General features: G+C 62.0%; 22 protein-coding genes and 1 tRNA gene. 11 read left to right on the plus strand and 12 right to left on the minus strand.

Annotated elements, in window-relative coordinates; genetic code table 11:
* Nucleotides 1-15: 15 nt before the first annotated feature.
* Nucleotides 16-1,416 (minus strand): threonine synthase, encoded by a 1,401-nt coding sequence (gene thrC, locus KX729_RS06210; protein WP_219741558.1) that lies wholly within the window; start codon nucleotides 1,414-1,416, stop codon nucleotides 16-18.
* A 138-nt stretch (nucleotides 1,417-1,554) separates the two neighbouring features.
* On the opposite strand from thrC, the gene KX729_RS06215 reads away from it, so the two are divergent.
* On the plus strand, nucleotides 1,555-2,163 hold the full coding sequence (locus KX729_RS06215) for a PilZ domain-containing protein (protein ID WP_219741858.1): 609 nt from the start codon (nucleotides 1,555-1,557) through the stop codon (nucleotides 2,161-2,163).
* A gap of 134 nt (nucleotides 2,164-2,297) precedes the next feature.
* Nucleotides 2,298-5,192, plus strand: coding sequence for an autotransporter outer membrane beta-barrel domain-containing protein (locus tag KX729_RS06220; protein WP_246617429.1), 2,895 nt, complete (start codon nucleotides 2,298-2,300; stop codon nucleotides 5,190-5,192).
* Nucleotides 5,193-5,195: 3 nt separating this feature from the next.
* Here KX729_RS06220 and KX729_RS06225 read toward each other — a convergent pair whose 3' ends face one another.
* Nucleotides 5,196-5,885, minus strand: a complete 690-nt coding sequence (locus tag KX729_RS06225; protein ID WP_219741559.1) for an HAD family hydrolase — start codon at nucleotides 5,883-5,885, stop codon at nucleotides 5,196-5,198.
* A 136-nt stretch (nucleotides 5,886-6,021) separates the two neighbouring features.
* On the opposite strand from KX729_RS06225, the gene KX729_RS06230 reads away from it, so the two are divergent.
* Together KX729_RS06230 and KX729_RS06235 are read left to right on the plus strand one after the other, a co-directional pair.
* A complete protein-coding gene (locus KX729_RS06230; RefSeq protein WP_219741860.1) occupies nucleotides 6,022-6,690 on the plus strand; it encodes a GntR family transcriptional regulator in 669 nt (222 codons plus the stop codon).
* 192 nt (nucleotides 6,691-6,882) lie between these two features.
* Complete coding sequence (locus KX729_RS06235; protein ID WP_219741560.1) at nucleotides 6,883-7,476, plus strand: biotin transporter BioY; 594 nt, start codon at nucleotides 6,883-6,885, stop codon at nucleotides 7,474-7,476.
* A gap of 12 nt (nucleotides 7,477-7,488) precedes the next feature.
* Here KX729_RS06235 and KX729_RS06240 read toward each other — a convergent pair whose 3' ends face one another.
* Nucleotides 7,489-8,169, minus strand: a complete 681-nt coding sequence (locus tag KX729_RS06240) for an ArsR/SmtB family transcription factor (protein WP_219741561.1) — start codon at nucleotides 8,167-8,169, stop codon at nucleotides 7,489-7,491.
* Between the two features lie 89 nt (nucleotides 8,170-8,258).
* Between KX729_RS06240 and KX729_RS06245 the strand changes: the two genes are divergently transcribed.
* On the plus strand, nucleotides 8,259-8,588 hold the full coding sequence (locus KX729_RS06245) for an NIPSNAP family protein (protein WP_219741562.1): 330 nt from the start codon (nucleotides 8,259-8,261) through the stop codon (nucleotides 8,586-8,588).
* Nucleotides 8,585-8,932, plus strand: coding sequence for an antibiotic biosynthesis monooxygenase family protein (locus tag KX729_RS06250; RefSeq protein ID WP_219741563.1), 348 nt, complete (start codon nucleotides 8,585-8,587; stop codon nucleotides 8,930-8,932). Before KX729_RS06245 ends, KX729_RS06250 begins: the two co-directional genes overlap by 4 nt.
* Before the next feature lie 161 nt (nucleotides 8,933-9,093).
* Here KX729_RS06250 and KX729_RS06255 read toward each other — a convergent pair whose 3' ends face one another.
* Nucleotides 9,094-10,761 carry a vWA domain-containing protein gene (locus KX729_RS06255; RefSeq protein ID WP_219741564.1) on the minus strand — a complete coding sequence of 556 codons (1,668 nt, stop codon included), beginning with the start codon at nucleotides 10,759-10,761 and terminating at the stop codon, nucleotides 9,094-9,096.
* Nucleotides 10,762-10,957: 196 nt separating this feature from the next.
* On the opposite strand from KX729_RS06255, the gene KX729_RS06260 reads away from it, so the two are divergent.
* Entirely contained in the window at nucleotides 10,958-12,088 is a 1,131-nt protein-coding gene (locus KX729_RS06260; RefSeq protein WP_219741565.1) for a site-specific DNA-methyltransferase, read from the plus strand.
* A 261-nt stretch (nucleotides 12,089-12,349) separates the two neighbouring features.
* On the opposite strand, the gene KX729_RS06265 is transcribed toward KX729_RS06260, so the two are convergent.
* A complete protein-coding gene (locus tag KX729_RS06265) occupies nucleotides 12,350-12,646 on the minus strand; it encodes a hypothetical protein (RefSeq protein WP_219741566.1) in 297 nt (98 codons plus the stop codon).
* A gap of 271 nt (nucleotides 12,647-12,917) precedes the next feature.
* On the opposite strand from KX729_RS06265, the gene KX729_RS06270 reads away from it, so the two are divergent.
* Nucleotides 12,918-13,718 (plus strand): S24 family peptidase, encoded by an 801-nt coding sequence (locus KX729_RS06270; RefSeq protein ID WP_219741567.1) that lies wholly within the window; start codon nucleotides 12,918-12,920, stop codon nucleotides 13,716-13,718.
* 88 nt (nucleotides 13,719-13,806) lie between these two features.
* Here KX729_RS06270 and KX729_RS06275 read toward each other — a convergent pair whose 3' ends face one another.
* Complete coding sequence (locus KX729_RS06275; protein WP_219741568.1) at nucleotides 13,807-14,421, minus strand: HAD family hydrolase; 615 nt, start codon at nucleotides 14,419-14,421, stop codon at nucleotides 13,807-13,809.
* Between the two features lie 48 nt (nucleotides 14,422-14,469).
* The gene (mutY, locus tag KX729_RS06280) at nucleotides 14,470-15,555 is read right to left on the minus strand and encodes an A/G-specific adenine glycosylase (RefSeq protein ID WP_219741569.1); all 1,086 of its coding nucleotides are present in this window, start codon (nucleotides 15,553-15,555) and stop codon (nucleotides 14,470-14,472) included.
* 113 nt (nucleotides 15,556-15,668) lie between these two features.
* Here mutY and KX729_RS06285 point away from each other — a divergent pair, with 113 nt between their 5' ends.
* Nucleotides 15,669-16,172, plus strand: coding sequence for a DUF721 domain-containing protein (locus KX729_RS06285; RefSeq protein ID WP_219741570.1), 504 nt, complete (start codon nucleotides 15,669-15,671; stop codon nucleotides 16,170-16,172).
* A 16-nt stretch (nucleotides 16,173-16,188) separates the two neighbouring features.
* Here KX729_RS06285 and ppdK read toward each other — a convergent pair whose 3' ends face one another.
* The 4 genes from ppdK to KX729_RS06305 all read right to left on the minus strand — a co-directional run bounded on the left by ppdK (nucleotide 16,189) and on the right by KX729_RS06305 (nucleotide 23,943).
* Complete coding sequence (gene ppdK / locus KX729_RS06290) at nucleotides 16,189-18,855, minus strand: pyruvate, phosphate dikinase (protein WP_219741571.1); 2,667 nt, start codon at nucleotides 18,853-18,855, stop codon at nucleotides 16,189-16,191.
* 361 nt (nucleotides 18,856-19,216) lie between these two features.
* Complete coding sequence (locus tag KX729_RS06295) at nucleotides 19,217-22,678, minus strand: chromosome segregation SMC family protein (protein WP_219741572.1); 3,462 nt, start codon at nucleotides 22,676-22,678, stop codon at nucleotides 19,217-19,219.
* 114 nt (nucleotides 22,679-22,792) lie between these two features.
* Nucleotides 22,793-23,497, minus strand: coding sequence for a DsbA family protein (locus tag KX729_RS06300; RefSeq protein WP_219741573.1), 705 nt, complete (start codon nucleotides 23,495-23,497; stop codon nucleotides 22,793-22,795).
* Between the two features lie 176 nt (nucleotides 23,498-23,673).
* A complete protein-coding gene (locus tag KX729_RS06305) occupies nucleotides 23,674-23,943 on the minus strand; it encodes a hypothetical protein (RefSeq protein ID WP_219741574.1) in 270 nt (89 codons plus the stop codon).
* Nucleotides 23,944-24,052: 109 nt separating this feature from the next.
* On the opposite strand from KX729_RS06305, the gene KX729_RS06310 reads away from it, so the two are divergent.
* A complete protein-coding gene (locus tag KX729_RS06310) occupies nucleotides 24,053-24,946 on the plus strand; it encodes a DUF1499 domain-containing protein (protein WP_219741575.1) in 894 nt (297 codons plus the stop codon).
* A 27-nt stretch (nucleotides 24,947-24,973) separates the two neighbouring features.
* Here KX729_RS06310 and KX729_RS06315 read toward each other — a convergent pair whose 3' ends face one another.
* A complete protein-coding gene (locus KX729_RS06315) occupies nucleotides 24,974-25,900 on the minus strand; it encodes an MBL fold metallo-hydrolase (protein ID WP_219741576.1) in 927 nt (308 codons plus the stop codon).
* A 194-nt stretch (nucleotides 25,901-26,094) separates the two neighbouring features.
* Between KX729_RS06315 and KX729_RS06320 the strand changes: the two genes are divergently transcribed.
* Nucleotides 26,095-26,169 (plus strand) — tRNA-Gln (locus KX729_RS06320).
* Nucleotides 26,170-26,312 lie beyond the last annotated feature (143 nt).

A 26,312-nucleotide genomic window follows, 5' to 3' on the forward strand; every position in this document is an offset into this window, starting at 1 on the left:
CCGATACTCTTAAACTCAAGCGCGGGCATGCTGGCCGATGAAGGTTTCGACGGCCTTAAGCTCAGGCTCCAAGATATCGAAGCGCTCCTCCCTTTGCATTAGATCAGCAAGCCATGATGGAAGCGCCGGATCAATTCCGCAAGCGGATTTTACCGCGGCCGGGAATTTGGCCGGATGTGCGGTGGCAAGCGTTACCATTGGGCTGGAGGGTTTCGCATTCTTCGAAGCGACGAAAACGCCGGTCGCGGTATGCGGGTCGATGAGGTAGCCGGTGGCGGTAAGCGTCTCGCGGATCGTCTGGGCCACCTGCTTTTCGGTGGCGCGGCCGGCGCGGAACTCGCGCTTGATGGTTTTCAGCGGTTCCGGCTGGATTTCGAAGGCGCCGGACTGTTTGAGGCCCGCCATGGCGGAGCGCACGGCCGCCGCATCGCGACCGTAGGATTCGAACAACAGCCGCTCGAAGTTGGACGAGATCTGGATGTCCATCGAAGGCGATGTCGTCGCCATGACACCCTTCATCTCGTAGCGGCCGGTCTTCAGCGTACGGGCGAGGATGTCGTTGTCATTGGTGGCGATCACCAGCCGGTCGATCGGCAGGCCCATCTTCTTGGCGACGAAGCCGGCGAAGATATCGCCGAAATTGCCGGTCGGCACGGTGAAGGAAATCTTGCGGTCCGGCCCGCCGAGCGAAACGGCGGCGGTGAAATAATAGACCACCTGCGCCATGATGCGCGCCCAGTTGATCGAGTTGACGCCGGAAAGCTTCAACCGGTCGCGGAAGGCAACGTCGTTGAACATGTCCTTCACGAGGTTCTGGCAATCGTCGAAATTGCCCTTTACCGCGATCGCCCGCACATTGGCGGCACCCGACGTCGTCATCTGCCGCTGCTGTACCGGCGAGACCTTGCCATGCGGGAAGAGGATGAAGATATCGGTGCGCTCGCGACCGGCAAAGGCGTCGATCGCCGCACCGCCCGTATCGCCGGACGTGGCGCCGACGATTGTGGCGCGCTCGCCGCGTTCGGCCAGCGTGTAATCCATCAGCCGGGCGAGAAGCTGCATTGCCACGTCCTTGAACGCCAGCGTCGTGCCGTGGAAAAGTTCGAGCACGAAGTCATTGGGGCCGGTCTGGACGAGCGGCACGACAGCCGGATGGCGGAACGTGGCATAGGCCTCGTCGATCATCGCCTTGAACTTGTCGTCGGGAATTTCACCGGCCACGAAGTGCTTCAAAACCTCGAAAGCGACCTCCTGGTAGGACTTGCCGCGCAGTGCCCGGATTTCCTTTTTGGTCATGGTTGGCCATTCGCGCGGCACGTAAAGACCGCCGTCGCGGGCGAGGCCGGCGAGCATTGCATCGCGGAAACGGAGTGCAGGAGCTTCGCCCCGGGTAGAAATGTAGTCCACGACCTTCAATCCCCAATCGATTTTTATTCGCGCCGCTGATATAGACCATCGAAATCGGCGGTGAAAGACCGGAAAATGACATGTTCGGTCCGCAGAGAAACAAGCCTTGCAATGGGCATGCGACGGGATGGAAGAGGGTTGAGTAACGTGTTTGGCAAGATTTCGCGCGGTCTTCTGGCAGTTTCATTGATTGCGGTCCTCAGCGGCTGCGACACGACGATGGGGCCGCCCGACTCTTCTTTTGCGCCGACCAAAGGCAGTCAGCCCGTGGTGATGCCAAGGGCGTCTTCACCGAGCACCGACAACGCGACCGCTGTCGTGCAGGCCTATTGCCCGCAGGTCGTCCTGCCGGAACAGACCGCCATCTATCAGTCCTATGCCCGTGGCGGCGAAAAGTCGGCGGACAAGCTGGCCTACCAGGCATCGTTCGGCGATATGACACGCCAGTGCACGGCCAACGAAACGACGCTGACGATCAATGTGCTCGCACAGGTTCGCCTAGTTCAGGGGCCTGCCGGCAACCCAGGCAAGGTCACGTTGCCAATCCTCGTCGAGGTCGTCGAGGGTGACAATGTCATCTATTCGCAGAAGGTGGCGTTCCCGGTCGATCTGGCGGCCGGCGGCACGCAGCTCATCTTCAACAAGCCGGACGTCGAGATTCCGAACGCTGCCGGTGGCGCATCGCGCTTCACCCGCGTCCGCCTGAGCTTCGATACCGGCGCTACCCCGGCCAAGAAGCCGGTTCGCCGCGGCTAAGCTTTAAAACTTTTTGCCGGACGGTCGGCTGATCGTCCGGTGTTAAACCTCGGTTAACCATAAATCCCGTACTTAATATTAGAATATCGTTAAGGACTTTGCATGTCCTCGGCGGTTTCTGGCATGAGGAACGGATGATGGTCGAAGCGGGGTTTGCGCGCGCAAAAAAACGGTTGCGGCTTTATTCCGCGCTCGTCTCCCTGACGGTCGCGCTGCCGGTGACGGCATCGGCGCAATCCACATGGACCGGTGCCGGCAGCAGTGATTTTTCCGATGGCGCCAACTGGGATACGGCGCCAGCCGCACCCGGCGCCAGTGATGCGGCTATCATCCAGTCCGGAACGCCGATCGCTTCGAGCGACGCGGAAGTCAAAAGCCTCGATGTCTCCGGCGGCACACTGAAGGTCGGCGCAGATCTGACCGCGACCGGCGGCACCAAGGTTTTCGACATGGGCCGCCTGGAAGTCTCGACCGGCGGCGAGCTGATCTCCGACGTGACGCTGACTGGCGGTCATCTCGGCGTTTCCGGCACGCTGACAGGCGATGTCGATGCGTCCGGCGGAACCTTCATCAATGACGGCACTATCGACGGCGAGGCGAATATTCGCGGCGGCACGCTGAACAATAACGGCAAGCTGCGTGATCTCGCTATCACCTCCGGCGGCATCGTCACCAACAATGCGACCGCCACCGTGACGGGTCAAACGAATGTCACCAACGGCACGCTGACCAGCAACGGGACGCTCGGCGCCGTCGATATCGGCACGGCCGGTACATTCACCAACAATACCGGTGCAAAGGCCGGTGCCGTCACTAATGCGGGCACGGCATCGAACAGCGGCACGGTGATCCTGCTGGTCAACAATGCGGGCTCGTTCACCAACAATGCCGGCGGCGTGGTGACCGGAACGACGACGGTAACCGGCGGCACCGTCGCCAACAACGCCACGTTCGGCGCCGTGGAAGTCACCTCCGGCGGCGCCTTCACCAACAATACCGGCGCATCGGCCGGTGCGGTCACGAATGCCGGCACGTCCTCGAACGGCGGCACGGTGATTCTCCTGGTGAATACGGCAGGCTCCTTCACCAACAATTTCGGCGGCATAATTACCGGCAAGACGACCGTCTCAGGCGGCACCGTCACCAACAACGCCACGCTTTGCGCAGTCGAAGTGGGCGCCGGCGGCAATTTCAGCAACAATACCGGCGCAGCGGCCGGCGCCGTCACCAATGCCGGCAGCGCCTCGAACGGCGGCACGCTCGCCTCGCTCACCAACACGGCCGGCAGCTTCACCAACAATGCGGGCGGCACGATCACCGGCCTGACCAGGGTCTCGGGTGGCACGGTCACCAACAATTTCGTGGTCACCAATGTCGATGTTGCCGCCGCCGCGCATTTCGTCAATAATCTCGGTGCGACGGCGGGTGCGGTCACCAATGCCGGCACAGCCTCGAATGGTGGCACGGTCGCATCGCTCGCCAATACCGGCGGCACCTTCTCCAATAGCGGCACGATCACCGGCTCGACGACCGTCAGCGGCGGCACGCTGATCAATGACGGCACGATCACCGGAACGGTGGCGATCTATACCGGCGGCATTCTGGCCGGCACCGGCGCTATCGGCGGCCTGACGGTCGGGGCGGGGGGCATCCTGTCACCCGGGCCGGGGTTCGCGACCGTCACCGTCAACGGCAATGTCAAATTCGAAACCGGCTCGACCTTCCGCGTCGAGACCGACCCTTCCGGTCTTGCCGACCGGATGAATGCCACGGGCGCGGTGACGATCGAGGGCGGCACGCTGGAAATCCTTGCGGGCACCGGCACCTATGCGCCATCGACGACTTACACGATCATCACGGCCGGCAGTGTCACCGGCGCGTTCGACGACGTCACCACCGATCTCGCCTTCCTGACGCCGACCGTCATCTATGGCGGCACGGACGTGACTCTGGAGCTGGATCGCAATGCGGTGGACTTTGCCGATGTCGCCGAAACCTCGAATGGACGGGCCACCGCCACCGCCGTCGAATCGCTCGGCGCCGCCGATACGCTCTATCTCGCCGTCCTGCCACTCGACGCCGCGACAGCCGATTCTGCATTCGGCCAGTTGAGCGGGGAAATCCATGGCTCGCTGAAAACTCAGTTGCTGCAGGACGGCCGTTTCCTGCGTGACGCGATCGTCGACCGCATGCATGGCGCCGTCCCCATCTCTCCGCTGGGCGGCGCAAGCTCCTGGATGACGGCCTTCGGTGCCACCGGTCACATTGCCGGCGATGGCAATGCCTCCGGCTTGACGGGAAATACCGGCGGCGTGGTGGTCGGCGCGGATGTGGATATCTCCGCCAACGCCCGGCTGGGCGCAGTGCTTGGCTACAGCCACGTATCGGCCGGGGGAGACGCGGATGCCGATTCCTATCATGCGGGCATCTATGCCGGTGCCGATTGGGGCGCGCTCACCTTCACCGGCGGTGCGCTCTATGCGAGGAACGAGGTCTCCACAAAACGAACCGTCGCCTTCGGCACATTCAGGGACCGCTTGAAGGCGAATTATGACAGCACCACAGCGCAGGCCTTCGGCGATGTCGAATGGCGCATGCGGGCCGGCGATGTCGAGCTCAGCCCGTTTGCCAACCTCGCCTATGTCTATCTCGATACGGATGGATTTGGCGAAAAGGGCGGCGCGGCGGCACTTGCCGGCCGAAGCGGCAGGGACGACGTCACGTTTGCGACGCTCGGCCTGCGCTGGGCGGCGGAAGTGCCGGGCGAAATCCCGCTCACGCTTTCCGGCATGCTCGGCTGGCGGCGCGCGATCGGCGACCTGACGCCATCATCAACGCTCGCCTTCGTCTCCGGCGGCAGCCCGTTCATGATCGAGGGCCTGACGGTCCCACGCGATACGGCGGTGGTCGAAGCAGGCGTGACCGCGCAGATTTCCAAAACCGCGCGGCTGAAACTTTCCTATTCCGGCGAGTTCGCCAGCCAGATGGCGGCGCATGCGATAAAGGCCAATCTGACGGTCGATTTCTGAGCTTTAAAGCGCGTCGGCCCATTCACTGAGCGCCGCAACGACGGCCGGCAGGTCCATCATGCGGGAGATCACCGTGGCTGCGCCGGCATCGGTCAGGCGGTCGGCATGGCTCGGATAGGTATGCGAGGCGCCGGTAAAGCCGACCACGCGCATGCCGGCGGCGCGGGCGCCGTGGATGCCGTGGGTGGAATCCTCGATGACGAGGCAGCGATCCGGCGAGACCTTGAACTGCTCTGCAGCGTGCAGGAAGATGTCCGGCTTCGGCTTGACGCGATCCGGGCCAAGATCCTTGGCGGAATAGATATGCGGCGCGAAATAGGGCTTCAGGCCGACTTTCTCGAGCATCATGTCCAGCCGCTGGCTGGAAGAGTTGGAGCAGATGCAGCGCTGCGTGGTGAGCCGCGCCAGCGCGAACTTGACGCCCTCGATGATCTTCACCTCGCGGGCAAGCCGCGCATCCAGCAGCGCTTCCGACTTGTCGATCAGGGTGGCGGAGAGCGGAATGGAGGCTTCCTGCTCCACCTGCAGCAGGATGTTCTTCCAGGTCATGCCGGCAAAGCGCTCGCCCATTTCCTCGACGCTGATCGGATAACCCGCTTCCGTCAGGAGCCGCGACTCGACCTTCGCCGCGATGATTTCGGAATCGACGAGCACGCCGTCGCAATCGAAAATGATGAGATCGAATCCGCTCATGGAACAGGCCTTTCGGTGGAATGCGCCGGCCTTTTATACGACCGGTGCCAAAACCTCAATCAATACTCGCGCATGGCAGATGGAAGCTGAACGGGCGGCTCTCGACAAGCCGGGGAGCGCCCTCTAAGGAATGGCCATGGGCAAGGAGCCGGAAGACACAATCGCCAGCCGGATCAGCCGGGTACTTGCCGATCGCATCGTGCGTGGCGAGCTCGCGCCGGGCGCCCGTCTCCGCCAGGATCACATCGCTGAGGAATTCCAGACCAGCCATGTGCCGGTCCGCGAAGCCTTCCGCCGCCTTGAGGCACAGGGGCTGGCGATCAGCGAGCCGCGCCGCGGCGTCCGCGTCGCCTCCTTCGATCTGTCCGAGGTGCGCGAAGTGGCGGAAATGCGCGCGGTGCTCGAAGTGCTGGCGCTCACCCACGCCGCCCGCCACCTGACGCCGGCCATCCTCGATGCCGCCGAAGAGGCGACCCGCGAAGGCGATGCCGCCGCCGATGTCGAGGCATGGGAAGACGCCAACCGCCGCTTCCACCGGCTGATTCTGGCGCCCTGCGGCATGAACCGCCTGCTCGCCTCGATCGACGACCTGCATGCGGCAAGCGCGCGTTTCCTATTCTCCGCCTGGCAGTCGGGCTGGGAAAAACACACGGACCACGACCACCGCGCCATCCTGCACGCGCTGCGGCAGGGCCATGCCGACGAAGCGGCGGCCATCCTTCAAAAGCACGTTCAGCGCATCGGACGGGGTCCGCAAGCGGCCCGCACAGGTGGTTCACGCGAAGCTTTCGCCATAGTCGGCTGATCAATTTCCAAAATTATAGATAATTTTATCGCTATGAGAAAGCCCGATAAAATGGGCATTTTTCACGGTGATGCGCATCTTTTCGGCTTTTTGTCGCCGCTGCCCATCACTCGAACGCTTGCGCTTTCCAAAAATCCAAATCATAAAATAGATGGGAATCAAAATTATCTATAATTTGAAAAGGAGAGCTTTATGTCCCTCAACAATCCCCAGACGATGCCGGTTTTTGATCCCTTCCGGCTGGCTGAACGGTCCTTCGTGATCAGAGCGCTGTTCGTGGCGGCCGGCACGATGATCCTCGCGCTTGCCTCGCGCATCGCCGTTCCGATGGTGCCGGTGCCGATCACCATGCAGACCTTTGCGGTGACGATGATCGGCGCGCTCTACGGCTGGCGCCTTGGTGGCCTGACGGTTCTGGCCTGGGTCGTCGAAGGCCTTGCCGGCCTGCCGGTCTGGACGAATGGCGCAAGCGGCGTGCCCTATTTCCTCGGCGCGACCGGCGGTTACCTCGTGTCCTTCCCGCTGGTGGCCATGCTGGCCGGCTGGCTTTCGGAAAAGGGCTGGACGGGCAATCGGGTGATCGCCAGCTTTGCCGCGCATTTCTCGGCCAACATCCTGTGCCTGGCGATCGGCGGCGTGTGGCTCGGCGCGATGATCGGCGCGGAAAAGGCATGGCTGCTTGGCGTCATGCCGTTTTTCCTCGGCGCGGCGCTGAAATCGGCTCTTGCAGCCGCGGTGCTGAAGGGCGTTGCCATCTATGGCGGCAAGCCGCAGATCGACGCCTGACGAAGGCTGAAATCAGACCGGAAACAGCGAGAGAAACTTTCTTTCGCCTTCCGGCGTGAACAGCACGGCGCGGCTCTCGAGGCTGCGCCGTGCCCAGCCTTTTTCCATGAAGTTCTGCAACAGCGCCTTGCCGAGCGTTCCTGCCAGATGCGAGCGCCGCTCGCTCCAGTCGAGGCAGGATTTGCAGAGCGGCCGGCGGTTGGCGGCAAGCTTGCCGATATCGATACCGAGCGCCGAGAGCTCGCCTTGACCGCCCTCGGTCACCTTCAGGTTCTCGCCGTCGCTTTCGATCACCTCGCGTGCCACGAAACTGTCGAGCATCCGCACCCCGTAATCGCCTGCCAGATGATCGTAACAGACCCGCGCCTTGCGCAGCGCCGGGTCCTTCGGTCCCGGCTTGTGGCGCAGATGGCCGCGGCTTGCGGCAAAACCCATCATGCTTTCGATCAGCGTGCCGACGGCGGCATCGGCCAGCGTGAAATAACGATGCCGGCCCTGCTTACGCTGGGCGATCAATCCGCCATCCTCGAGCTTCGACAGATGCGAACTGGCCGTCTGCAGTGTAACGCCGGCCGCCTGCGCCAGCTCCGTCGCCGTCAATGCCTGACCGCCGATCAGCGCGGTCAGCATGTTGGCACGCGCGGGGTCGCCGATCAGCGTGCCGATGCGGGCAATATCCGGACCTTCTTTCATGAAGCACCTTCTTTCATACTTCGATCGTAACCGAAGCATTCCTGTTGCGCAATGTGGCAAGACATCCACATCTGCAAAGGAGAAACGTCATGATCACCTGCTTCATCCGTTACGAGATCGACCCGTTCAAGAAGCAAGAATTCGCCGAATATGCCCGCAACTGGGGGCAGGCCATTCCCCGTTGCGGCGCCGATCTGATCGGCTATTTTGGTCCGCATGAGGGCTCGGCGACGACGGCTTATGGTGTCTACAATATCGAAAGCCTCGCCGCCTACGAAGCCTATCGCGCCCGGCTGACAGCCGATGCGCTCGGCCAGGAAAACTACGCCTTTTCGAAGCGCGAACGCTTCATCCTCAAGGAAGACCGTATCTTCCTGAAGAATGTGTCCCTGCCACACGGAGCTTTGGTAAAACCATGATCGCCGTCATTTTCGAAGTCGTGCCCGCCGAGGGCGAACGCGACCACTATCTCGCCATCGCCGCCGGCCTCAAACCGACGCTGGAGCAGATGGACGGGTTCATTTCCGTCGAACGGTTCGAAAGCCTCACGATGCCGGGGAAACTTCTGTCGCTGTCCTTCTGGCGCGACGAGGAGGCGGTGAAGGCATGGCGTAATGTCGAAGGTCATCGTGTCGCCCAGGCCAAGGGGAGGGGCGGGGTGTTTGCGGATTATCATTTGCGTATTGCGCATGTGGTGAGGGACTACGGCATGTTCGAGCGGGATGAGGCGCCGGGGGATAGCCGGGAGGTGCATGCGGGTTGATGGGCTCTCCAATCTCCCCCCTTGCGGGGGAGATGTCGCCGGAGGCGACAGAGGGGGGTGGTTCAGCAAACTCGACGGTAGAGGTTGTAGCACCACCCCCATCTGTCAGCTCCGCTGACATCTTCCCCGCAAGGGGGAAGATGGGCGCTTGCCTCACCCAATCAATCCAAACTTACCTCACTCCGCTCGCCCGCCTTCACCGTCACCGGCTTTTCCTTCGGCGCCGTATCACCGGTAAACGTTGCGCGGGCGATATAGTCGCCGGGGGGCACAGTGTCCTGCCATTCCGGGCCGTAGGTGGCGGTGATTTCCTTGCGGTTGCCCTGGATATCCTTTTTCGCCGACACGACCTCGATCCGGTCGGCACCTGTGGCGGTGATCGCAATGACGCCGCCGTTGATGTTCACGGTCACGTTCTTGGCCTGGCCGGCGCTGAGCGTAAACGCCGTCTCGCCGACCGCCTTGCCGAGCGTCGCGACCAGCAGATAGTCGCCGGTCGGCGCATCCAGCTTTGCATCGTTGCCGTAATTGTAGGCCACGGTCTTGCGGCTGCCGTCGATATTCTTCTTCGGCGGCACGATCTCGAAAAAGATCTCGCGCGAATCGACATCCGGCCCGCCATCCGCATACACCGCCTTGGCCGTGACGATGCCGGAGCCGATGATGATCTCATGGGTGAGGATTTCGCCAGCCTTGACCGTCAGCGTCTCTTCCACGCTGGCCGGTCCGATCGTTGCCTTGATCGCGGCGTCGCCGGCGGAAATATAGGTGACCTTCTGCCCGTATTCGGTCACTTCATAATCGCCGAATTTCAGTTCCAGCACGGCATTGCTGTCCGGCTCGGCGCCTTTTGCCCGGCGCGGAACGAGCGTCACCTGCGCCGCATCGAAATTGACGAAGGGTTTGGCGACATCGTTGTCCTTCACCTCGAAGGGCACGTTGCGCACGATCACGCCGTGCAGGGTGGCAACCCCCAGATATTTGCCAGGGTCGAGATGTGTCGAGAAATGCGCCTTGTAGGCGGTCTCGACGGGATCCTCGGCCGGATTGTCATTGGCATCCAGCAGGAAGAACTTCCACTGGATGTCGTTGTTTTCGCCAAGCGAGGCGCCGCCTTCGGCAAGCACGGCATCCGGCTGGACGTTCATCGCAACCTTGGGGGCCGGCGGAGGCGAGGCAGGGGCGGGCTTGGGCGCCGGCGCCGGCTGCGGTTTTTCGACGACGGTTTTCTTCAAAGCATCGGTCAGTTGCTTTGCATCGGAGGCCTGGAAATACTTGCCGCCGGTATTGTCCGCCAGGCAGGCGACCTGCTTGCCTTCTTCCTTGGTCAACCCGAAACCGACCACATGCACGGTAAAATCGACGCCGCTCTTTTCAAGCGCGCTGGCCAGCGCGCAAGGGTCCGCTTCGCAGGTTTCCAGCCCGTCCGTCACAAGGATGACGGTCGCCTTCTCCTCGGTATACTTGAGCGCTTCGGCAGCCTCTTTCACGGCTTCGGAAAGCGGCGTCTTGCCCTTTGGCGTAATGCCTTTGACGAAGCTGCGGATATTGTCGGCAGTTCCCGTCGCCGGGGGAATGGCAAGCTCGATATCGCTGCAGGAGCCCTTGTCGCGATGGCCGTAGACCATCAGGCCGATGGCACTGTCGGACGGTACCGATTTCAGCACGGAGCCGAGCGTCTCGCGGGCGATATCGATCTTGGCCTTGCCGCCGATCTGGCCCCACATGGAACCCGATGCATCCAGGACGATGATCGATTGATCTGCTGCAACTGCAGTAAAGCTGAATAAGACAGAAGCAAGAAGGGTAATGGCCGCAAGAAACCGCATGGATGCTCCCCCTGTATATTGCGGCGTAACCTGTCACAGGCGGCAGTCAGCGGCAACAAGAATTCTCCGCGAAAAAATTTGTTCCAGAATGACGATTTTCTCATTTTTTACCAGTTTGGTTCAGGCTTTAGTAACCAACATAGGTAACCATAACAGTCAGTAAATTCGTAATGAGTACAGCGTAGCGAGTAACCCAATGGCAGCAGTTCTTCCGCTGGCCGACCTGAAGCAACAGGTCCGTCCGGACACTTGGCTAAACTCCATCATCAAGGGCGATTGTGTCGCCGCTCTGGAAGCCCTGCCGGATCACTCGGTCGATGCGATCTTTGCCGATCCGCCGTACAATCTCCAGCTCGGTGGCTCTCTCCATCGTCCCGACCAGTCGCTGGTCGATGCCGTCGACGACGAATGGGACCAGTTCGCCTCTTTCGAAGTCTATGACGCCTTCACCCGTGCATGGCTTCTGGCTTGCCGCCGCGTTCTGAAGCCGCATGGCACGATCTGGGTCATCGGCTCCTACCACAATATCTTCCGGGTCGGCACGATCATGCAGGACCTGAACTTCTGGATGCTGAACGATATCGTCTGGCGCAAGACCAACCCGATGCCGAACTTCAAGGGCCGCCGGTTCCAGAACGCCCATGAAACGATGATCTGGGCCAGCCGCGATGCCAAGGCCAAGAGCTACACCTTCAACTACGATGCGCTGAAGGCCTCCAACGACGACGTGCAGATGCGTTCAGACTGGCTCTTCCCGATCTGCTCGGGCCATGAGCGGCTGAAGGGCGAAGACGGCAAGAAGATTCACCCGACCCAGAAGCCGGAAGCGCTGCTGGCTCGCGTCATAATGGCCTCCACCAAGCCGGGCGACGTGATCCTCGATCCCTTCTTCGGCTCCGGCACGACCGGCGCTGTCGCAAAACGCCTCGGCCGCAACTTCGTCGGCATCGAGCGCGAGCAGGACTATATCGATGCGGCTTCGGCCCGCATCGCCTCCGTCGAACCGCTCGGCAAGGCGGAACTGACGGTCATGACCGGCAAGAAGGCAGAACCCCGCGTCGCCTTCAACACGCTGGTCGAAGCAGGCCTCGTCAAGCCCGGTCAGGTTCTGACCGACGCACGCCGCCGCCACAGCGCGATTGTCCGCGCCGACGGCACGCTGGCGGCAAACGGCGAAGCCGGATCCATTCATCGCCTCGGCGCGAAAGTGCAGGGCTTTGATGCATGCAATGGGTGGACGTTCTGGCATTACGACGACGGGCAGTCGCTTAAGCCCATCGACGATCTGAGAGCAGTCATCCGAAACGACATGGCGAAACTGGACTGATCCACCGGTCCGGTTTCACGAAACCCATTCGTGAGAGCCAAGTCGCAGAATTCCTTGTTCGGTTTTGTACCTCTAGTCCCGAACGAGGATAATTGACGCCCGGGGAGGCTGACCCCGGGCGTCATTTTATTTTCAGGCGCTCCGATTGCAGCCGGTCGCCATCGCTTAATTGTGAATCTTACTCATTGCCCATGTTTGGCGTTTTGAACGCCGGCATCGTCTGAAGCGATGATGATAGGTCCGAGGCATCATCTCCCACCATCAGAAGAACCTGATACGCTGCAGCCGGACGCGATCGGAAAGCATCGAACGGCACGAGGTAATGTAGACCCCGCTGTCCGTCGTTGCGATATTGACTGACCCGTCCGCCTCGAAGACCTCACGCGTCTCTTCGAATATGGTGAGGTCGGCATATCTCGTGGTGACAGTGAAGACATTTCCGTCACGATGCACATGAACCGCCTTTGTAAATCCATCTTTGACGTCGAACGGAAATTCCTGGCTGAAATTTTCCTGCGATGCCTCGAATTCATTCTGGGTTTTGCTGGGGACATACATCGAAGGGCAATCGTCCAATGGATATAGTAGCGACCATTTCTGTATATTGCTGTCGCAGCAGACTGTTTTCGTCGATGACGGCTTGTAATGCGGCCTGATTTTTCAGTATCGTGGATAGGAAAGTTAGCAGTTATCGCAGGTTGTGCACGTCCCTATGTCAGAAAATGCTGTCACTGATCTCCGCAACGCAAGAAAAACACAGCGATATTGCAGGGAAATTAGTCCAAAAAAATTCACCTGTAAATTGAATTTCGGCTTGTGAGTTCAGAAAATGCACATTCCTGTTCATGATCCTGTGCGTAGACGGAAGATTGAAAAAGCACTCAGCAAGTTTTCGCAGAACTGGGCGGGTCTCGACGACCGTCGCCGCGCAACGGCAATCAAGGTGTTGATTCTCTGCGAACTTCTTGGCGGCCGGGGCCGGGTCGTGGAATTGCTGGACCTCAAGGACAACACGCTCGACAACTATCGCCATGGCCGTACTGAACCGCGCCACAGCACCCTGAATGCCATGGCCGAACATGCGGGAGTGCCGATCGAATTTCTGGGACACGACTGGTCATTCGAGGGCGGCGAGATACGGGTTCTGTCGCCGGAACCGTCTTACACCGGCTTCTCGGAGGTTTCCGCGCTGGGGGAGGCCTCTCCCTTTCTGGATATTCCCGACCGCATCATCATTCCGGGATATGACGAAATCCGCACGCCCGGCGGCCAATCAAGCCGATACACGGATATTCTGGTCGCCATTCCGCAGGCCTTTCTGGCCAGGATAGAGGTCGATCCGGCCAATCTGCGGATATTGTCGGCCAAGGGTGACAGCATGGCGCCGACCATATTCGACGGCGCGCCGCTCTTGGTCGATACCAGCGACCGCAAGCTGCAGGACGGACGCATCTACGCTTTCGACGTGGATGGCGAAGTATTGCTTCGCCGTATCCAACGGCTACCCAGCGGCGATATCGAACTGCTGCCCGACAACGTTACGCGCTATCGCCCGCAATTGCTGGAAAAGCATAAAATAATGGACCTGACGGTGCTCGGACGGGTCTGCAGCGGCACCTGGATTCTCTGACAGCATATCGAACGCTACTGCTGCGCAGATCTTTGGCGCCATGAAAAGGGCGAGCAACGAAAGCGCCGATCGCGCTCGCCGCTTATCGTCAGATATCGATCCCGTGCGCGATCAGGTCCTTTCGCAGTGTTTCCGGGTCCTTGAAATGCACGGCCTGCCAGCCGGCGGCCCGCGCGCCTTCTACGTTCGGATAGCTGTCGTCGATGAAGATCGTCGCTTCCGGCGTCAGCCCGAAGTCGCGGGCATGTTTCTCGTAGATCGCCACATCCGGCTTGATCAGGCCGATTTCGCCCGACACCGTGACGCCGCGTGGCTTGTCCAGAAACGGAAACATTTTTCGCGCCTGCACGAACGTATCGGCGGCGAAATTGGTCAGCATCGTCACGTCGCGGCCCTTGCCGATCAGACCTTCCATGATGGCGACCGAGCCGTCATAGGCATGCGGCACCATCTCGTGCCAGTATGTGCGGAAGGCGTGGATATTGTCCGCATGCGCCGGATGGTCGGCGATCAGCAGCGCTTCGGCATCTTCCCATTTCCGGCCGCGATCCTGTTCGAGGTTCCATTCATGGGTGCAGACATTGGCGAAGAACCACTGGCGTTCGGCTTCGTCCGGAATGATGCGGCTATAGGGCAGGTTGGGATCGTAATGGATCAGAACCTTGCCGATGTCGAAGACGATGTGGTCGATCTTGGCCGCCATGAATTTCCTCTTTGAGATGGATTGCGCGATTTGGGTGGAAGCTTCGGTTTAGACGAAAGCCAGTGGAATAGCTTGGGCAATGGCTTTTTTCATCACAGTCGGCAGGGCCTGGGCCTCTAGATTGGCAACCGGCTCCCACCATCCGTCGTCGACGATCACTTTCGGCGTCTGCGCCCGGAAGATCGAGAGGCGGAGCTCGAAATGGGTGAAGACATGCGTGACGGTGCCGCAAGCCTCCCAGTCGGCCTGAAAGGGCGCGTGATCTACCGTCGAACCGCCGTCGATGCGAGAGGTCCAGGCGGTCGTCGGAACCTCGGTCATGCCGCCCAAAAGCCCGCTCGCGACACGGCGACGCAGCAGGATCTCGCCATCCGGCGTCACCGCCACGAAGGCCGCCCCCAGCCGCACCGGCTTGTCCTTCTTCGCCGCCTTCACCGGAAAACGCTCCGGATCGTGCCCGGCAAAGGCCAGACAGTCGTCGCGGAAGGGACAGAGCGCGCAGGCCGGCCGTTTCGGCGTGCAGATCGTCGCACCGAGATCCATCATCGCCTGCGCGAAATCGCCGGGCCGGTCTGCCGGCGTCAGCTCGGCGACCTTCGCCTTCATCAGCGGCTTGGAGCCCGGAAGCGGCGCATCGATCGCGTAAAGCCGCGAAATGACGCGCTCCACATTGCCGTCCATCACCGCCGATTGTCGATTGAATGCGATCGCCGCAACCGCTGCCGAGGTATAGTCGCCGATGCCGGGAAGCGCTCGCAGGCCGTCTTCGGTGTCGGGAAACAATCCACCATGTTCCGAAGCGACGGCCTCGGCACATTTCTTCAGATTGCGGGCGCGGGCGTAATAGCCAAGCCCCGCCCAGGCCGCCATGACGTCATCCACAGGTGCTGCCGCGAGATCGGTGACCTCAGGCCAGAGCCCTAGAAACTTGGCGAAATAAGGTTTTACCGCCTGCACCGTCGTCTGCTGCAGCATCACTTCCGACAGCCAGATATGGTAGGGATCGGCCCGTTTTCCCGCCTTCGCCGCAGCCGGGCTCACCCGCCATGGCAGCTCCCGGTGATGCCGGTCGTACCAGGCGAGCAGCTGTCCCGGTAATTTCTGTGCATGGGTGAGGGGAGAGGTCTGGAGCATCGTTTGCCGTGATGGAGGGATATCGCATATACTTGAGAGAAGATTGCGCCGGCTTCAAGGATGCTGGAGATGAATAGGGCGCGTAACCCATCGGGTATCCTGAGTTATCCAAGATGAATTATCCCAAGAAGCGCGAGCAGCAGATTGCCGAAGTGGCGAACGGCATCATTGATCCGGTGCTGGCCCGTCGCGCCGGCATTTCGACGGCTTTGCTCGGCTCCTGGGACGAGATCGCCGGCGAGGAATTCGCCGATTGCACGCGGCCGGAGAAGATTGCCTGGCCGCGCCGCGACGAAGGCACGGGCTCCGGCGGCGGCCATCAGCCCGGCGTCTTGACGATCGCCTGCGAAGGGGCGAGGGCGCTTTTCCTCACCCACGCCCAGGGCGAGCTGATTGCCCGTATCAACGGCTTCTTTGGTTTTCCGGCCGTCCGCCAGATCCGCATCGTCCAGAAACCCGTATCGCAGACCTTCCGCCATCCAAGAAAGCCGCCGCCGCTGAAGGGCGAGGCGGCGAAGCGGCTGGAGGGCATGATAGAAGGGATCGAGAGCGAGGCGCTGCGCAAGGCGGTCGAAAGGCTCGGCACGGCGGTGCTGCAGAAGAAGCGCAAAGCCTGAAACGCACATGTAAGGCCTATCGCCGTTTTCCAATCGCCGCCTGCGCCGCCGCCAGTCTTGCGATCGGTACGCGGAACGGCGAACACGACACGTAATCCAGCCCCGCATCCTCGCAGAACCTAATCGACGTCGGGTCGCCGCCGTGTTCGCCGCAGATGCCGAGTTTCAGGTCGTTGCGGGTGCGCCGGCCGCGTTCCGCCGCCATCTGGATCAGCTCGCCGACGCCATCGAAATCGAGCGAGATGAACGGGTCGTGCTCGATGATGCCCTTGCGCTGATAGGTCGGGATGAAGGCGGCTGCATCGTCGCGGGAGATGCCGAACGTCGTCTGCGTCAGGTCGTTGGTGCCGAAGGAGAAGAATTCCGCCGTTTCGGCGATCACATGGGCCCGGATCGCGGCGCGCGGCAGCTCGATCATAGTGCCGGCGAGATAGGCGATCGGCACGCCGCTTTCCTTCGCAACATCCTCCGCCACCCGGTCGATGACGCCCTTCACATAATCGAGCTCCTTGCGCAGGCTGACGAGCGGCACCATGATTTCCAGCTCCACCGGTTCGCCGGTCTTCTCGCCGGCGGCAACCGCCGCCTCGAAGATGGCGCGGGCCTGCATCTCGGCGATCTCCGGATAGGAAATCGCCAGCCGGCAACCGCGATGGCCGAGCATCGGGTTGAACTCGTGGATGGCATCGATGCGGCGGGCAAGGAATGCCGGCGGCATGCCCATCGCCTTTGCCACGTCGGCAATCTCCGCCTCGCTTTTCGGCAGGAATTCGTGCAGCGGCGGGTCCAGAAGACGGATCGTCACCGGCAGGCCGTGCATGATCTCGAACAGTTCGGTAAAATCCGAACGCTGGAACGGCAGGAGCTTGGCAAGTGCTGCGCGCCGGCCCTTTTCGTCTTCGGCCAGGATCATCTCGCGCATCGCATGGATGCGCTCGCCTTCGAAGAACATATGCTCGGTGCGGCAAAGGCCGATGCCTTCAGCCCCGAAGGAACGGGCCGCGCGCGCATCCTGCGGCGTATCCGCATTGGTGCGCACCGTCATGCGGCGGGCCTTGTCGGCCCAGAGCATCAGCTTGCCGAAATCGCCGGAAAGTTCCGGCTGGATCATCGATACGGCACCCTTCAGCACCTGGCCGGAAGAGCCGTCGATGGTGATCGTGTCGCCGCGCTTCAGCGAGACGCCTGTGCCGATCAGCAATTCGTTGCGCATGTCGACACGCATCGACCCCGCACCGACGACGCAGGGAATGCCCATGCCTCGGGCGACGACCGCCGCATGGCTGGTCATGCCGCCGCGGGTGGTGAGAATGCCTTCGGCGGCATGCATGCCGTGAATGTCTTCCGGGCTGGTCTCGATGCGAACGAGAATGACCTTGCGGCCTTCCGCCTCCGCCTCGACCGCCTCTTCGGAAGTGAAGACGATCTCCCCCGTCGCTGCCCCCGGCGAGGCCGGCAGGCCGGAGCCGACCACGTGGCGCTCGACGCGCGGATCGATGGTCGGGTGGAGAAGCTGGTCGAGCGATGCAGGCTCGATGCGGCAGACGGCCTCCTCTTCGGAGATCACCCCCTCCGCCACCATGTCGACAGCGATCTTCATCGCCGCACGGGTGGTGCGCTTGCCGGAACGGGTCTGCAGCATCCACAGCTTGCCGCGCTCGATGGTGAATTCCATGTCCTGCATATCGCAGTAATGCGCTTCCAGCCGGTCGCAGATCGCCGTGAACTCGGCAAAGGCCTCCGGCATCAGCTTTTCCATCGACGGCTTGTCGGAGCCGGAAGCCTGCCTGCCTTCCTCGGTGATCGATTGCGGCGTACGGATGCCGGCCACCACGTCCTCGCCCTGGGCATTGACGAGAAATTCGCCGTAAAGCGCCTTTTCGCCTGTCGAGGGATTACGGGTGAAGGCGACGCCGGTTGCCGAAGACGAGCCGAGATTACCAAACACCATCGCCTGTACATTCACCGCCGTGCCCCATTCCTCCGGAATGCGGTGCAGCGTGCGATAGGTGATGGCACGATGGTTCATCCAGCTGGAAAAGACCGCAGCGATCGCCTTCCACAGCTGCACATGCGGATCCTGCGGAAAGCTCTCGCCGAGTTCCTCCTCGATCATCGCCTTGTAGAGCGAGACGATATGCTGCCACTCGACGGCGGAAAGCTCCGTATCGTAATCGTGGCCGAGCCGTGCCTTTTCGTCTTCCAGGATTTCTTCGAACACCTCGTGGTCGAGACCCATGACGACATCGGCATACATCTGCACGAAGCGGCGATAGGTATCCCAGGCAAAACGCGCGTCGCCGGCATCATGGCCGAGCGCCTGCACCGTCTCGTCATTGAGGCCGAGATTGAGAACCGTGTCCATCATGCCGGGCATCGAGGCGCGGGCGCCTGAGCGGATGGAAAGGAGCAGCGGCTTAACCGCGCCGCCGAAGGTGCGTCCCGTCAGGCCTTCCATCGCGGAAATGCCGTCCAGCACCTGTTCCTTCAAACCTTCGGGAAGCGAGCGGCCGTTCTTGAAATAAAAGCTGCAGGCATCGGCAACGATCGTCAGGCCGGGGGGCACAGGCAGGCCGAGGCTCGCCATCTCTGCCAGATTGGCGCCCTTGCCGCCAAGCCGCTCGACATCCGCAGCCCGGCCCTCGGCCTTGCCGCCGCCGAAGCGATAGACCCATTTCGACATTGCCTGCTCTCCACCCCGACGCAGCCGTTCTGCGTCATAACTACCTGTTTTATGACGGTTTGGAAACGGATGAAGGCAGGATTATGTTGCAGTGCAACAAGAGCATGGAATAGCAATAATTGTGCCGGGAGAAACAAAGCTTTGCGGGGCCGGATCACAGGCGGCCCCGCAAAGCTTTCCGTCCGGGACAGGAAACCCGAACGGGGGGTAGGAAACTCGTTCACCGGGCCTGGAGGCGCCCGAAAGTGGAACCGCCGTTCCAACTCATGTTTTATCAAATAGCATTATACGCAAAACCACATCCCCCATATGGGTGATTCTACGTAGATCGTGAGCATTTTTACATAAAAGGGTAAATTGCTCAGCTTGCTTCGCGCAGAAGCTCTGCAGTCTGCAGATCCACGGAAACCAGCTGGGACACACCTTGCTCGGCCATTGTGACGCCGAAAAGGCGGTTCATGCGGGCCATGGTGATGGGATTGTGGGTAATAATGATGAAGCGGGTTTCGGTAGAAGCCGCCATCTCATCCATCAGATTGCAGTAACGTTCCACATTGTGGTCGTCTAGCGGTGCATCCACTTCGTCAAGCACGCAGATCGGCGCCGGATTGGTGAGGAAAACCGCAAAGATCAGCGCCATTGCCGTCAATGCCTGCTCGCCACCGGACAGAAGCGTCATGGTCTGCGGCTTCTTGCCTGGCGGACGGGCGAGGATTTCGAGGCCGGCTTCCAGCGGATCGTCCGATTCGATCAGCTGCAGTTCGGCCGTACCGCCCCCGAAGAGATGGGTGAACAGCCGCTTGAACTGCTCGTTGACCACGTCGAAGGCGGCGAGCAGCCGCTCCCGGCCTTCGCGGTTGAGGCTCTGGATCGCGCCGCGCAGCTTGCGGATCGCGTCGATCACGTCGGCGCGCTCGCGCATCAGGGTGTCGAGCTTGTCGGAAAGCTCTTTCTGTTCCTCGTCTGCGCGTAGATTGACGGCACCCAAGCGCTCCCGCTCCATGCGGAACCGGTCCACTTCGCGTTCGATCTCGCGGATATCCGGCATCGGCGCGTCGGGCTTCAGGCCCGTCAGACGGAAGACCTCATGAGGCGCCGCATTCAGCGTCTCGCGGATGCGGTTTTCGCTGTCGTGCCGCTTTTCGGCGGCGGACACCAGACGTTCTTCGGCGCGACCGCGCCGTTCGCGGGCTTCAGCCAGTTCGGAAAGCGCGGTGGCGGCGATGCGGTCGGTGTCGCGCTGGCGGGTCTCGGCCTCGGCCAGCCGGTCGGAGGCGGCACGGCGCTGGTCCTCGGCCTTCTGCAACTCGGAAATCAGCGCCCGGCGCTTGTCGTCGAATTCTTCCGGTGCGGCCTCGAGATCGGCGATTTCCTCGCGCGCCTCGTCTTCGCGCTCGCGCAGGCTGGCAATATGCTCGGCGGCGCTGGCGGCGCGCGTATTCCAGGAGGCGCGTTCCTGGGCGATCGCCGCGATGCGCCGCTTGCGGGCTTCCGTCTCGCGGCTCAGCCCTTCGTAGCGGGCACGCGCTTCGGCCAGCAGGCCGCGATCGGTGGCGACCAGCATCTGCTGTTCGCGCAGCCGGTTGTCGATATCGGAAATATCCGGCGCGTCCTCGAGCTCGGCGCGGGCATTCTCTTCCTGAATACCGAGATCCTCGATCTGCGCATTGAGCTGGTTTAGCGCTTCCGTCACCACATCGCGGCGGCGGGTCAAATCGCCCGCGGCGCGCTCGGCAGCGGCAAGCGCATCGCGCGCCTCGGAAAGCTGGCGGGCGGCCATGCGGCTGCGATCGCGGGCTTCCGAAAGCTGCCGTTCGCGGGCGGCGATTTCCGTACCCGCTTCGGCAAGCGCTGCTTCGGTTTCGGAAACGACGATGCGCGCGTCGTCGATTTCCGCTTCGAGTTCGGAAAGGCGGTTCTTCTGGGAAAGGCGAAGGGCCGCCGCACCCGGCGCCTCCGAGCCGGTCACATGTCCATCCCAGCGATGGATCGCACCATCCTTGGTCACCAGCCGCTGTCCGGGCTTCAGAAGCGGCATCAGCCGCTGCGCATCGGCGGCAGTGACGACGCCGATCTGGGCGAGCGTGCGGGCAAGCTCCGGTGGTGCAGTAACGCGGGCGGAAAGCGGTTCGGCACCCTGCGGCAGTGCCGGATCGTCCGAACTGTCGCCGTTCAGGACCCAATAGGTGGGGGCGGCGTTATCGACCGGGCTTTCCAGATCGTCGCCGAGTGCGGCTCCAAGCGCCGCCTCGTAACCGCGATCGACACGGATCATTTCCGCCACGCCGATAAAATCGTCGGAAACGGCGCTGGCAGCGAGCATCTTGCGGATCGTGCGGGCCTCGGTTTCCAGCCCGTTCAGCGCCGAACGGGCAGCCTCGACCGGGCCGCGGGCCAGCATCTCGTTGGCGCGGGTCAGCGCCAAAGCGGCCTCGACTTCTTCGGCAATGATCGCGGCGTCTTCCACAGCGATCTCGGCAGCTTCCACCGCCTCACGCTTTTCGATCGGATCGTCGAGCCCGGAAAGCCTGTCGTTGATCGCATCGAGTTCGCCGCCCGCCTCGGCAAGCTGGCGGTCGAGGCGCTGGTGGCGCTCGGCAAGATCGCGGATCAGTCGTTCGAGCTGGTTGCGGCCGGCGGCTGCCTCGGCGCGTTCGGCAGTGATCGCGGTAAACAGCCTTTCGCTCTCGGCAAGCGAAGCGGCGGCCGCCTCGAACGCTTCACGGAGTTCGTCGGCTTCCGCGCCGGAATCGGCCAGCATCTCGTTCAGCTCGGCCTCTTCCTGGTCGAGTTTGTCGAGAAAGGCGGTATTGTCGGCCGCAAGCTGTTCCTCGCGGCGAATGTCTTCGGCAAGCTGGGAGAGCCGACGGGTCAGCTCGTCGCGACGCTTCAACAGGCGGTTCGCCTCTTCCTCCAGCTGGCCGCGGGCGATCTGCAGGCGCTGCAGGGCAGCACCTGCCTTGGCTTCTTCCTCGCGCAGTTCCGGCAGTTTCAGGCTGGCAATGCCTTGCTGCTTGGCGGCTTCCATCTGCGCCTGCGCTTTTTCGGCGACGACGACGGTGATCTGGTTCAGCGCGCTTTCGGCTTCCGCCTCGGCATCGCGCGCCTGCACCCAGCGGACATGCAGCAGCATCGCCTCGCGGGAGCGGATTTCGGCCGACAGCATCTTGAAGCGGTTCGCCTGGCGGGCTTGCCGTTTCAGGCTCTCGATCTGGCTTTCAAGCTGCGACAGCACGTCGTCGAGGCGTTCGAGATTGCCTTCGGCGGCGCGCAGGCGAAGCTCCGCCTCGTGACGGCGGGAATGCAGACCGGAAATGCCGGCTGCCTCTTCCAGCAGCTGGCGGCGGGCCTGCGGTTTCGCCTGGATAAGTTCGCCGATCCGGCCCTGACCGACCATCGACGGCGAGCGGGCGCCGGTCGAGGCATCGGCAAACAGCAGCTGCACATCCTTGGCGCGCGCTTCCTTGCCGTTGATGCGGTAGACCGAACCGTTCTCGCGCTCGATGCGGCGCGTCACCTGGATTTCGTCGGCATCGTTGAAGGCGGCCGGCGCCGTGCGGTCGGCATTGTCGAGATACAGGCCAACCTCGGCCGTATTGCGGGCCGGGCGGTTGCCGGAACCCGAAAAGATCACATCGTCCATGCCGGACGCGCGCATGTTCTTGTAGGAATTTTCCCCCATTACCCAGCGCAGCGCTTCGACAAGGTTCGACTTGCCGCAGCCGTTCGGGCCGACCACGCCGGTCAATCCACGCTCGATGATGAATTCCGTCGGTTCGACGAAGGACTTGAAGCCGACGACGCGGAGCTTGTTGAATTTCATGAGGCGCACGCTGGGGAAGCGTACCCCCCTCTACCTGGCAGAGCAGAGGGGGGTACTTGATGCGCTCGCAGAGTCACACGTGGTCGAAGGCGAGTGGCGCTTTGCCGCTCATCCTTAAGCAAGGCTGTCGAAAAGCTTCGACATGGATTCAACCGACATGTCTCCCGAATACTTCTTGCCGTTGATGAGGAAGGTCGGCGTCGAATTTACGCCGAATTCGTCCGCACCACGCTTGGCAGTTCCGTTCACATCATCGAGAAGCTTCTGGTTCGTCAAGCAGGACTCGAAAGTCTGCTGTGAGTAACCTGCCAGTTTGACGCTCTGGAGCAGTGCATTGCGCACATTGTTGTCAGCCGGAGCCGCCCAGGCGCGCTGCTGCTTGAAGAGCATCGAGACCATGGCGAAATACTGCTGCGGTGCCGAAAGCTGCTTCGTGTCCTGCGGGTTGCAGCGGGCCAGCATGAAAGCAGCCGTCGCGACCGGGTCGAACGGGAATTCGCGGATGATGAAGCGGACCTTGCCGGTGTCGACATACTTGGTCTTGATGGCATCGAAGGTCTTGTTGTGGAAGTTGGCGCAATGCGGGCAGGTCATCGACATATATTCGATCACCTGGATCGGCGCCTTTTCATCACCCAGCGTCATTTCCGGCAGCGCGCCCGGCTTCAGCGCGGCGGCCATGTCCACATCGCCCTGGCTTTCCGGCATTTCCTGCGCAAAGGCCTGGGAAGCGCCAAGCGGTAGCGCGAGGCAAAGCGCGGTCACGGCAACGCCGCCGAGAAGTGCGCGCCTGGTCATGGTCATATCGTTCATCTGCATGGAACACCCGTGTGCGAGAGGTCTTAAATCCTAAGGTTGACATTCCGTATCGCGGCGCCCGAACGCGAACAAGCTGTCGATAGGTAAATCTCTTCAAACAATTGTGACGAAATGAGGGGCGAAGAGCGATGAAGGCTTCGAGCCCAAGCGAGAGGCCAGGTCTGCGGTCCCTTTGTTCAAGGTCGCCTGACAATCACCCGCCGCTCCACGATCATTGGCGGAGCCCACAGCATCCGTTCCGTCCTTGCCTGGAAGGCGCGGCTATCGGCGCGGCGGTCGAGGTCGAGATCGAGCAGGCAGCGGGCCATGGCATCGGTATGGGTGCGGAAACCGTAACCGGCGCAGGTGCGTTCGTCTGCGGCGCGCCGCTCCTCCGGCGTCACGGTCTGGCAGGCGGCAAGAGGGCCGGCAAGGGCTGCAATGAGGACGAGGCGGCGAAAGCGCATGGCGAGAACTCCCATTCATATGCCGGGATAAATCTTCAAGGATTTCATTCCCGGACAAGCTGTTCTACACAGGATGCAGCGCTTTCGCCATGGAGCACGTCCCAATCCCATGACCGTTCGTTTCGTCCGGCCAGTTTCCCATTCCGCCACGGCGGCGCGCCGGCTCGGCATTTCGGCGCTGGTCCTGTTTCTGATCGCAGCGCTTGCGCACCGCTTCGGCCCATTGACGACGCCCGATTTCCTGGCCTTGCTTTTCCTCTCGGCCGCAATCGCGCTCGCCTCGGTGCCCTTGTCGCTGATGGGGCTGGCCAGGTTATGGCAGGTGGGCGCGGAAGGCGGCGTCGCAGCCGCCAAGGGGCTGGTCTATGCGGCGGTGCCGCTGGGTGTGGTGGCGACGGGCGCCTTCTATTATTACACCCTGCCGGCGCTTTACGACATCTCGACAGACCTCACCGATGCACCGGCATGGGTCGCCGAGCCGAAGGCCAGGCAGCAATGGCTGCCGCGCCCGGTCAACGTCACCTCGGCGGACCGGCGGATACAGTTTTCCGCCTATCCGGGGCTGACCGGCCGTCGTTACGAAGGCGCGCTCGACCGTGTCTACGAAGGCGTCCAGAAGGCGCTTCCTTCGGCGCGCATCGGCATTACCCGCAAGCAGGGGATCGAGCTGGTGCAGCCGGATATTTCCGAACGTCCCGCGCCGCAGGACGAACAGGCGCCGGTGCCCGATGTCGCCCCCATTCCGCTGCCGCGCCCCCAACCCTCGCTGACGCCGGTCTTCGGCAATGCCGGCGATGTGCTGCTGCAGGGCGAGACGCGCACGCTTGTCTTCGGGCTGCGCTTCGATGTCGTCATCCGCCTGCGGGAGGATGCGGAAACCACGTCGGTCGATATCCGCGTGGCGCCGCGTTACGGCGCGCATGATCTGGGCATAGGCGAGCAGATTGCCGAAGACTTTCTGGACAGGCTGGACACCGAGCTTCTGGGTATCGCCGGAAACTAGAACCTTTCCGCTTTCGCCGGAATTGCGCTAGGCGAGATCGTAGGCGCCCGTCAAAGACGGTGGTCCGTCGGTGACGACCCTGCCTTTTTCGACCAGGTCTTCGAGATGTGCCAGCACGGAGAGTGCGGCCGCGCCATGCAGGCGCGGATCGGTCGTGGCATAGATCACCTTCACCATGTCCGGGATCAGCCGGTCGCCCACCCTGATGCGCTCCAGCACTGCGCGCTCGCGCATCCGCCGATGGGTCCGAAGACCTCGCAGGAAAGAGGCGGGCTCCTTCACAGGGCCGCCGTGACCGGGCAGGAAAAGCCGGTCGTCGCGGGCGAGCAGTTTTTCCAGCGAGGCCATGAAATCCGCCATCGACCCATCCGGAGGCGCAACGATCGTCGTCGCCCATGCCATGATGTGATCGGCGGAAAACAGGATATCCGTGCCTTCAAGCGCAAAGGCCGAGTGGTTTGCCGTATGGCCCGGCGTATGCACGGCGGTCAGAGCCCAGCCGTCTCCCTCCAACGTCGCGCCGTCCGGCAGTACGATATCGGGCATGAAATCCATGTCCGAGCTTTCCGCGAACGGATTGACCTCTCCGGCATGCAGCGGGCGCGAGGGGCGGTGCGGCCCTTCCGCCACCGTCGGTGCGCCGGTCGCATCCTTCAGGCGGCGGGCAAGCGGCGAGTGGTCGCGGTGGGTGTGGCTTACGAGGATATGCGATACCTCGCGGCCCTTCAGCGCCGCCATCAGCGCTTCGAAATGCGCGTCACTTTCCGGACCGGGATCGATGACAGCAACCGAGGCGCCGCCGACAATATAAGTATTCGTGCCATGGAAGGTGAAAGGCGAGGGATTATTGACGGTCAGCCGCTGAATGCCATTCGCGACGTCGATGGCAGTACCGTAATGAGGCGTGAAGGTCATATCGAAGGCGGGTTGGCTTGCATCATCGTCTTCCGCCATGGGCTGCTCCATCGGCATTTCGATTGTCTTCGGTCGGGTTCGCCGCCGCAGATGGACCGGCGCCCGCAGCTCTAGCACGACGCATGCCGGGAAATCTTCAAAAAACCGTCACGGCGCATTGCCGCATGGATGAAGCTTTGCTAGAGGAAGCCACCTCGCGGGCGACACATTCCGATTTGCCGTCCGCATCATGCTGGGGCGTCGCCAAGCGGTAAGGCACCGGTTTTTGGTACCGGCATTCCCAGGTTCGAATCCTGGCGCCCCAGCCATGTTCCTTCCAGCTTAACAAATTGTAGTTTCAGGTTGCCGCTCATCGACGCGCCGGCGTCGCGCGCGGTTGGGATTTATTGCCCGAAATACAAAGCCCGGCGCCGATGGTGACGCCGGGCTTTTGAATGCGCAAATCGAACCG

Origin of the sequence: Neorhizobium populisoli (assembly GCF_019430945.1) — a bacterium.
GTDB classification, from domain to species: domain Bacteria; phylum Pseudomonadota; class Alphaproteobacteria; order Rhizobiales; family Rhizobiaceae; genus Neorhizobium; species Neorhizobium populisoli.

Excerpts from the sequence above, each read along its gene's own strand:
- KX729_RS06285 (WP_219741570.1), top strand. The coding sequence starts at position 15,669 with ATGAATTATCCCAAGAAGCGCGAGCAGCAGATTGCCGAAGTGGCGAAC.
- KX729_RS06260 (WP_219741565.1), top strand. The coding sequence starts at position 10,958 with ATGGCAGCAGTTCTTCCGCTGGCCGACCTGAAGCAACAGGTCCGTCCG.
- mutY (WP_219741569.1), bottom strand. The coding sequence starts at position 15,555 with ATGCTCCAGACCTCTCCCCTCACCCATGCACAGAAATTACCGGGACAG.
- ppdK (WP_219741571.1), bottom strand. The coding sequence starts at position 18,855 with ATGTCGAAATGGGTCTATCGCTTCGGCGGCGGCAAGGCCGAGGGCCGG.
- KX729_RS06310 (WP_219741575.1), top strand. The coding sequence starts at position 24,053 with ATGACCGTTCGTTTCGTCCGGCCAGTTTCCCATTCCGCCACGGCGGCG.
- KX729_RS06230 (WP_219741860.1), top strand. The coding sequence starts at position 6,022 with ATGGGCAAGGAGCCGGAAGACACAATCGCCAGCCGGATCAGCCGGGTA.
- KX729_RS06235 (WP_219741560.1), top strand. The coding sequence starts at position 6,883 with ATGTCCCTCAACAATCCCCAGACGATGCCGGTTTTTGATCCCTTCCGG.
- KX729_RS06255 (WP_219741564.1), bottom strand. The coding sequence starts at position 10,761 with ATGCGGTTTCTTGCGGCCATTACCCTTCTTGCTTCTGTCTTATTCAGC.
- KX729_RS06225 (WP_219741559.1), bottom strand. The coding sequence starts at position 5,885 with ATGAGCGGATTCGATCTCATCATTTTCGATTGCGACGGCGTGCTCGTC.
- KX729_RS06245 (WP_219741562.1), top strand. The coding sequence starts at position 8,259 with ATGATCACCTGCTTCATCCGTTACGAGATCGACCCGTTCAAGAAGCAA.
- KX729_RS06220 (WP_246617429.1), top strand. The coding sequence starts at position 2,298 with ATGATGGTCGAAGCGGGGTTTGCGCGCGCAAAAAAACGGTTGCGGCTT.
- KX729_RS06270 (WP_219741567.1), top strand. The coding sequence starts at position 12,918 with ATGCACATTCCTGTTCATGATCCTGTGCGTAGACGGAAGATTGAAAAA.
- KX729_RS06240 (WP_219741561.1), bottom strand. The coding sequence starts at position 8,169 with ATGAAAGAAGGTCCGGATATTGCCCGCATCGGCACGCTGATCGGCGAC.
- KX729_RS06275 (WP_219741568.1), bottom strand. The coding sequence starts at position 14,421 with ATGGCGGCCAAGATCGACCACATCGTCTTCGACATCGGCAAGGTTCTG.
- KX729_RS06300 (WP_219741573.1), bottom strand. The coding sequence starts at position 23,497 with ATGCAGATGAACGATATGACCATGACCAGGCGCGCACTTCTCGGCGGC.
- KX729_RS06305 (WP_219741574.1), bottom strand. The coding sequence starts at position 23,943 with ATGCGCTTTCGCCGCCTCGTCCTCATTGCAGCCCTTGCCGGCCCTCTT.
- KX729_RS06295 (WP_219741572.1), bottom strand. The coding sequence starts at position 22,678 with ATGAAATTCAACAAGCTCCGCGTCGTCGGCTTCAAGTCCTTCGTCGAA.
- KX729_RS06265 (WP_219741566.1), bottom strand. The coding sequence starts at position 12,646 with ATGTATGTCCCCAGCAAAACCCAGAATGAATTCGAGGCATCGCAGGAA.
- KX729_RS06315 (WP_219741576.1), bottom strand. The coding sequence starts at position 25,900 with ATGGCGGAAGACGATGATGCAAGCCAACCCGCCTTCGATATGACCTTC.
- KX729_RS06250 (WP_219741563.1), top strand. The coding sequence starts at position 8,585 with ATGATCGCCGTCATTTTCGAAGTCGTGCCCGCCGAGGGCGAACGCGAC.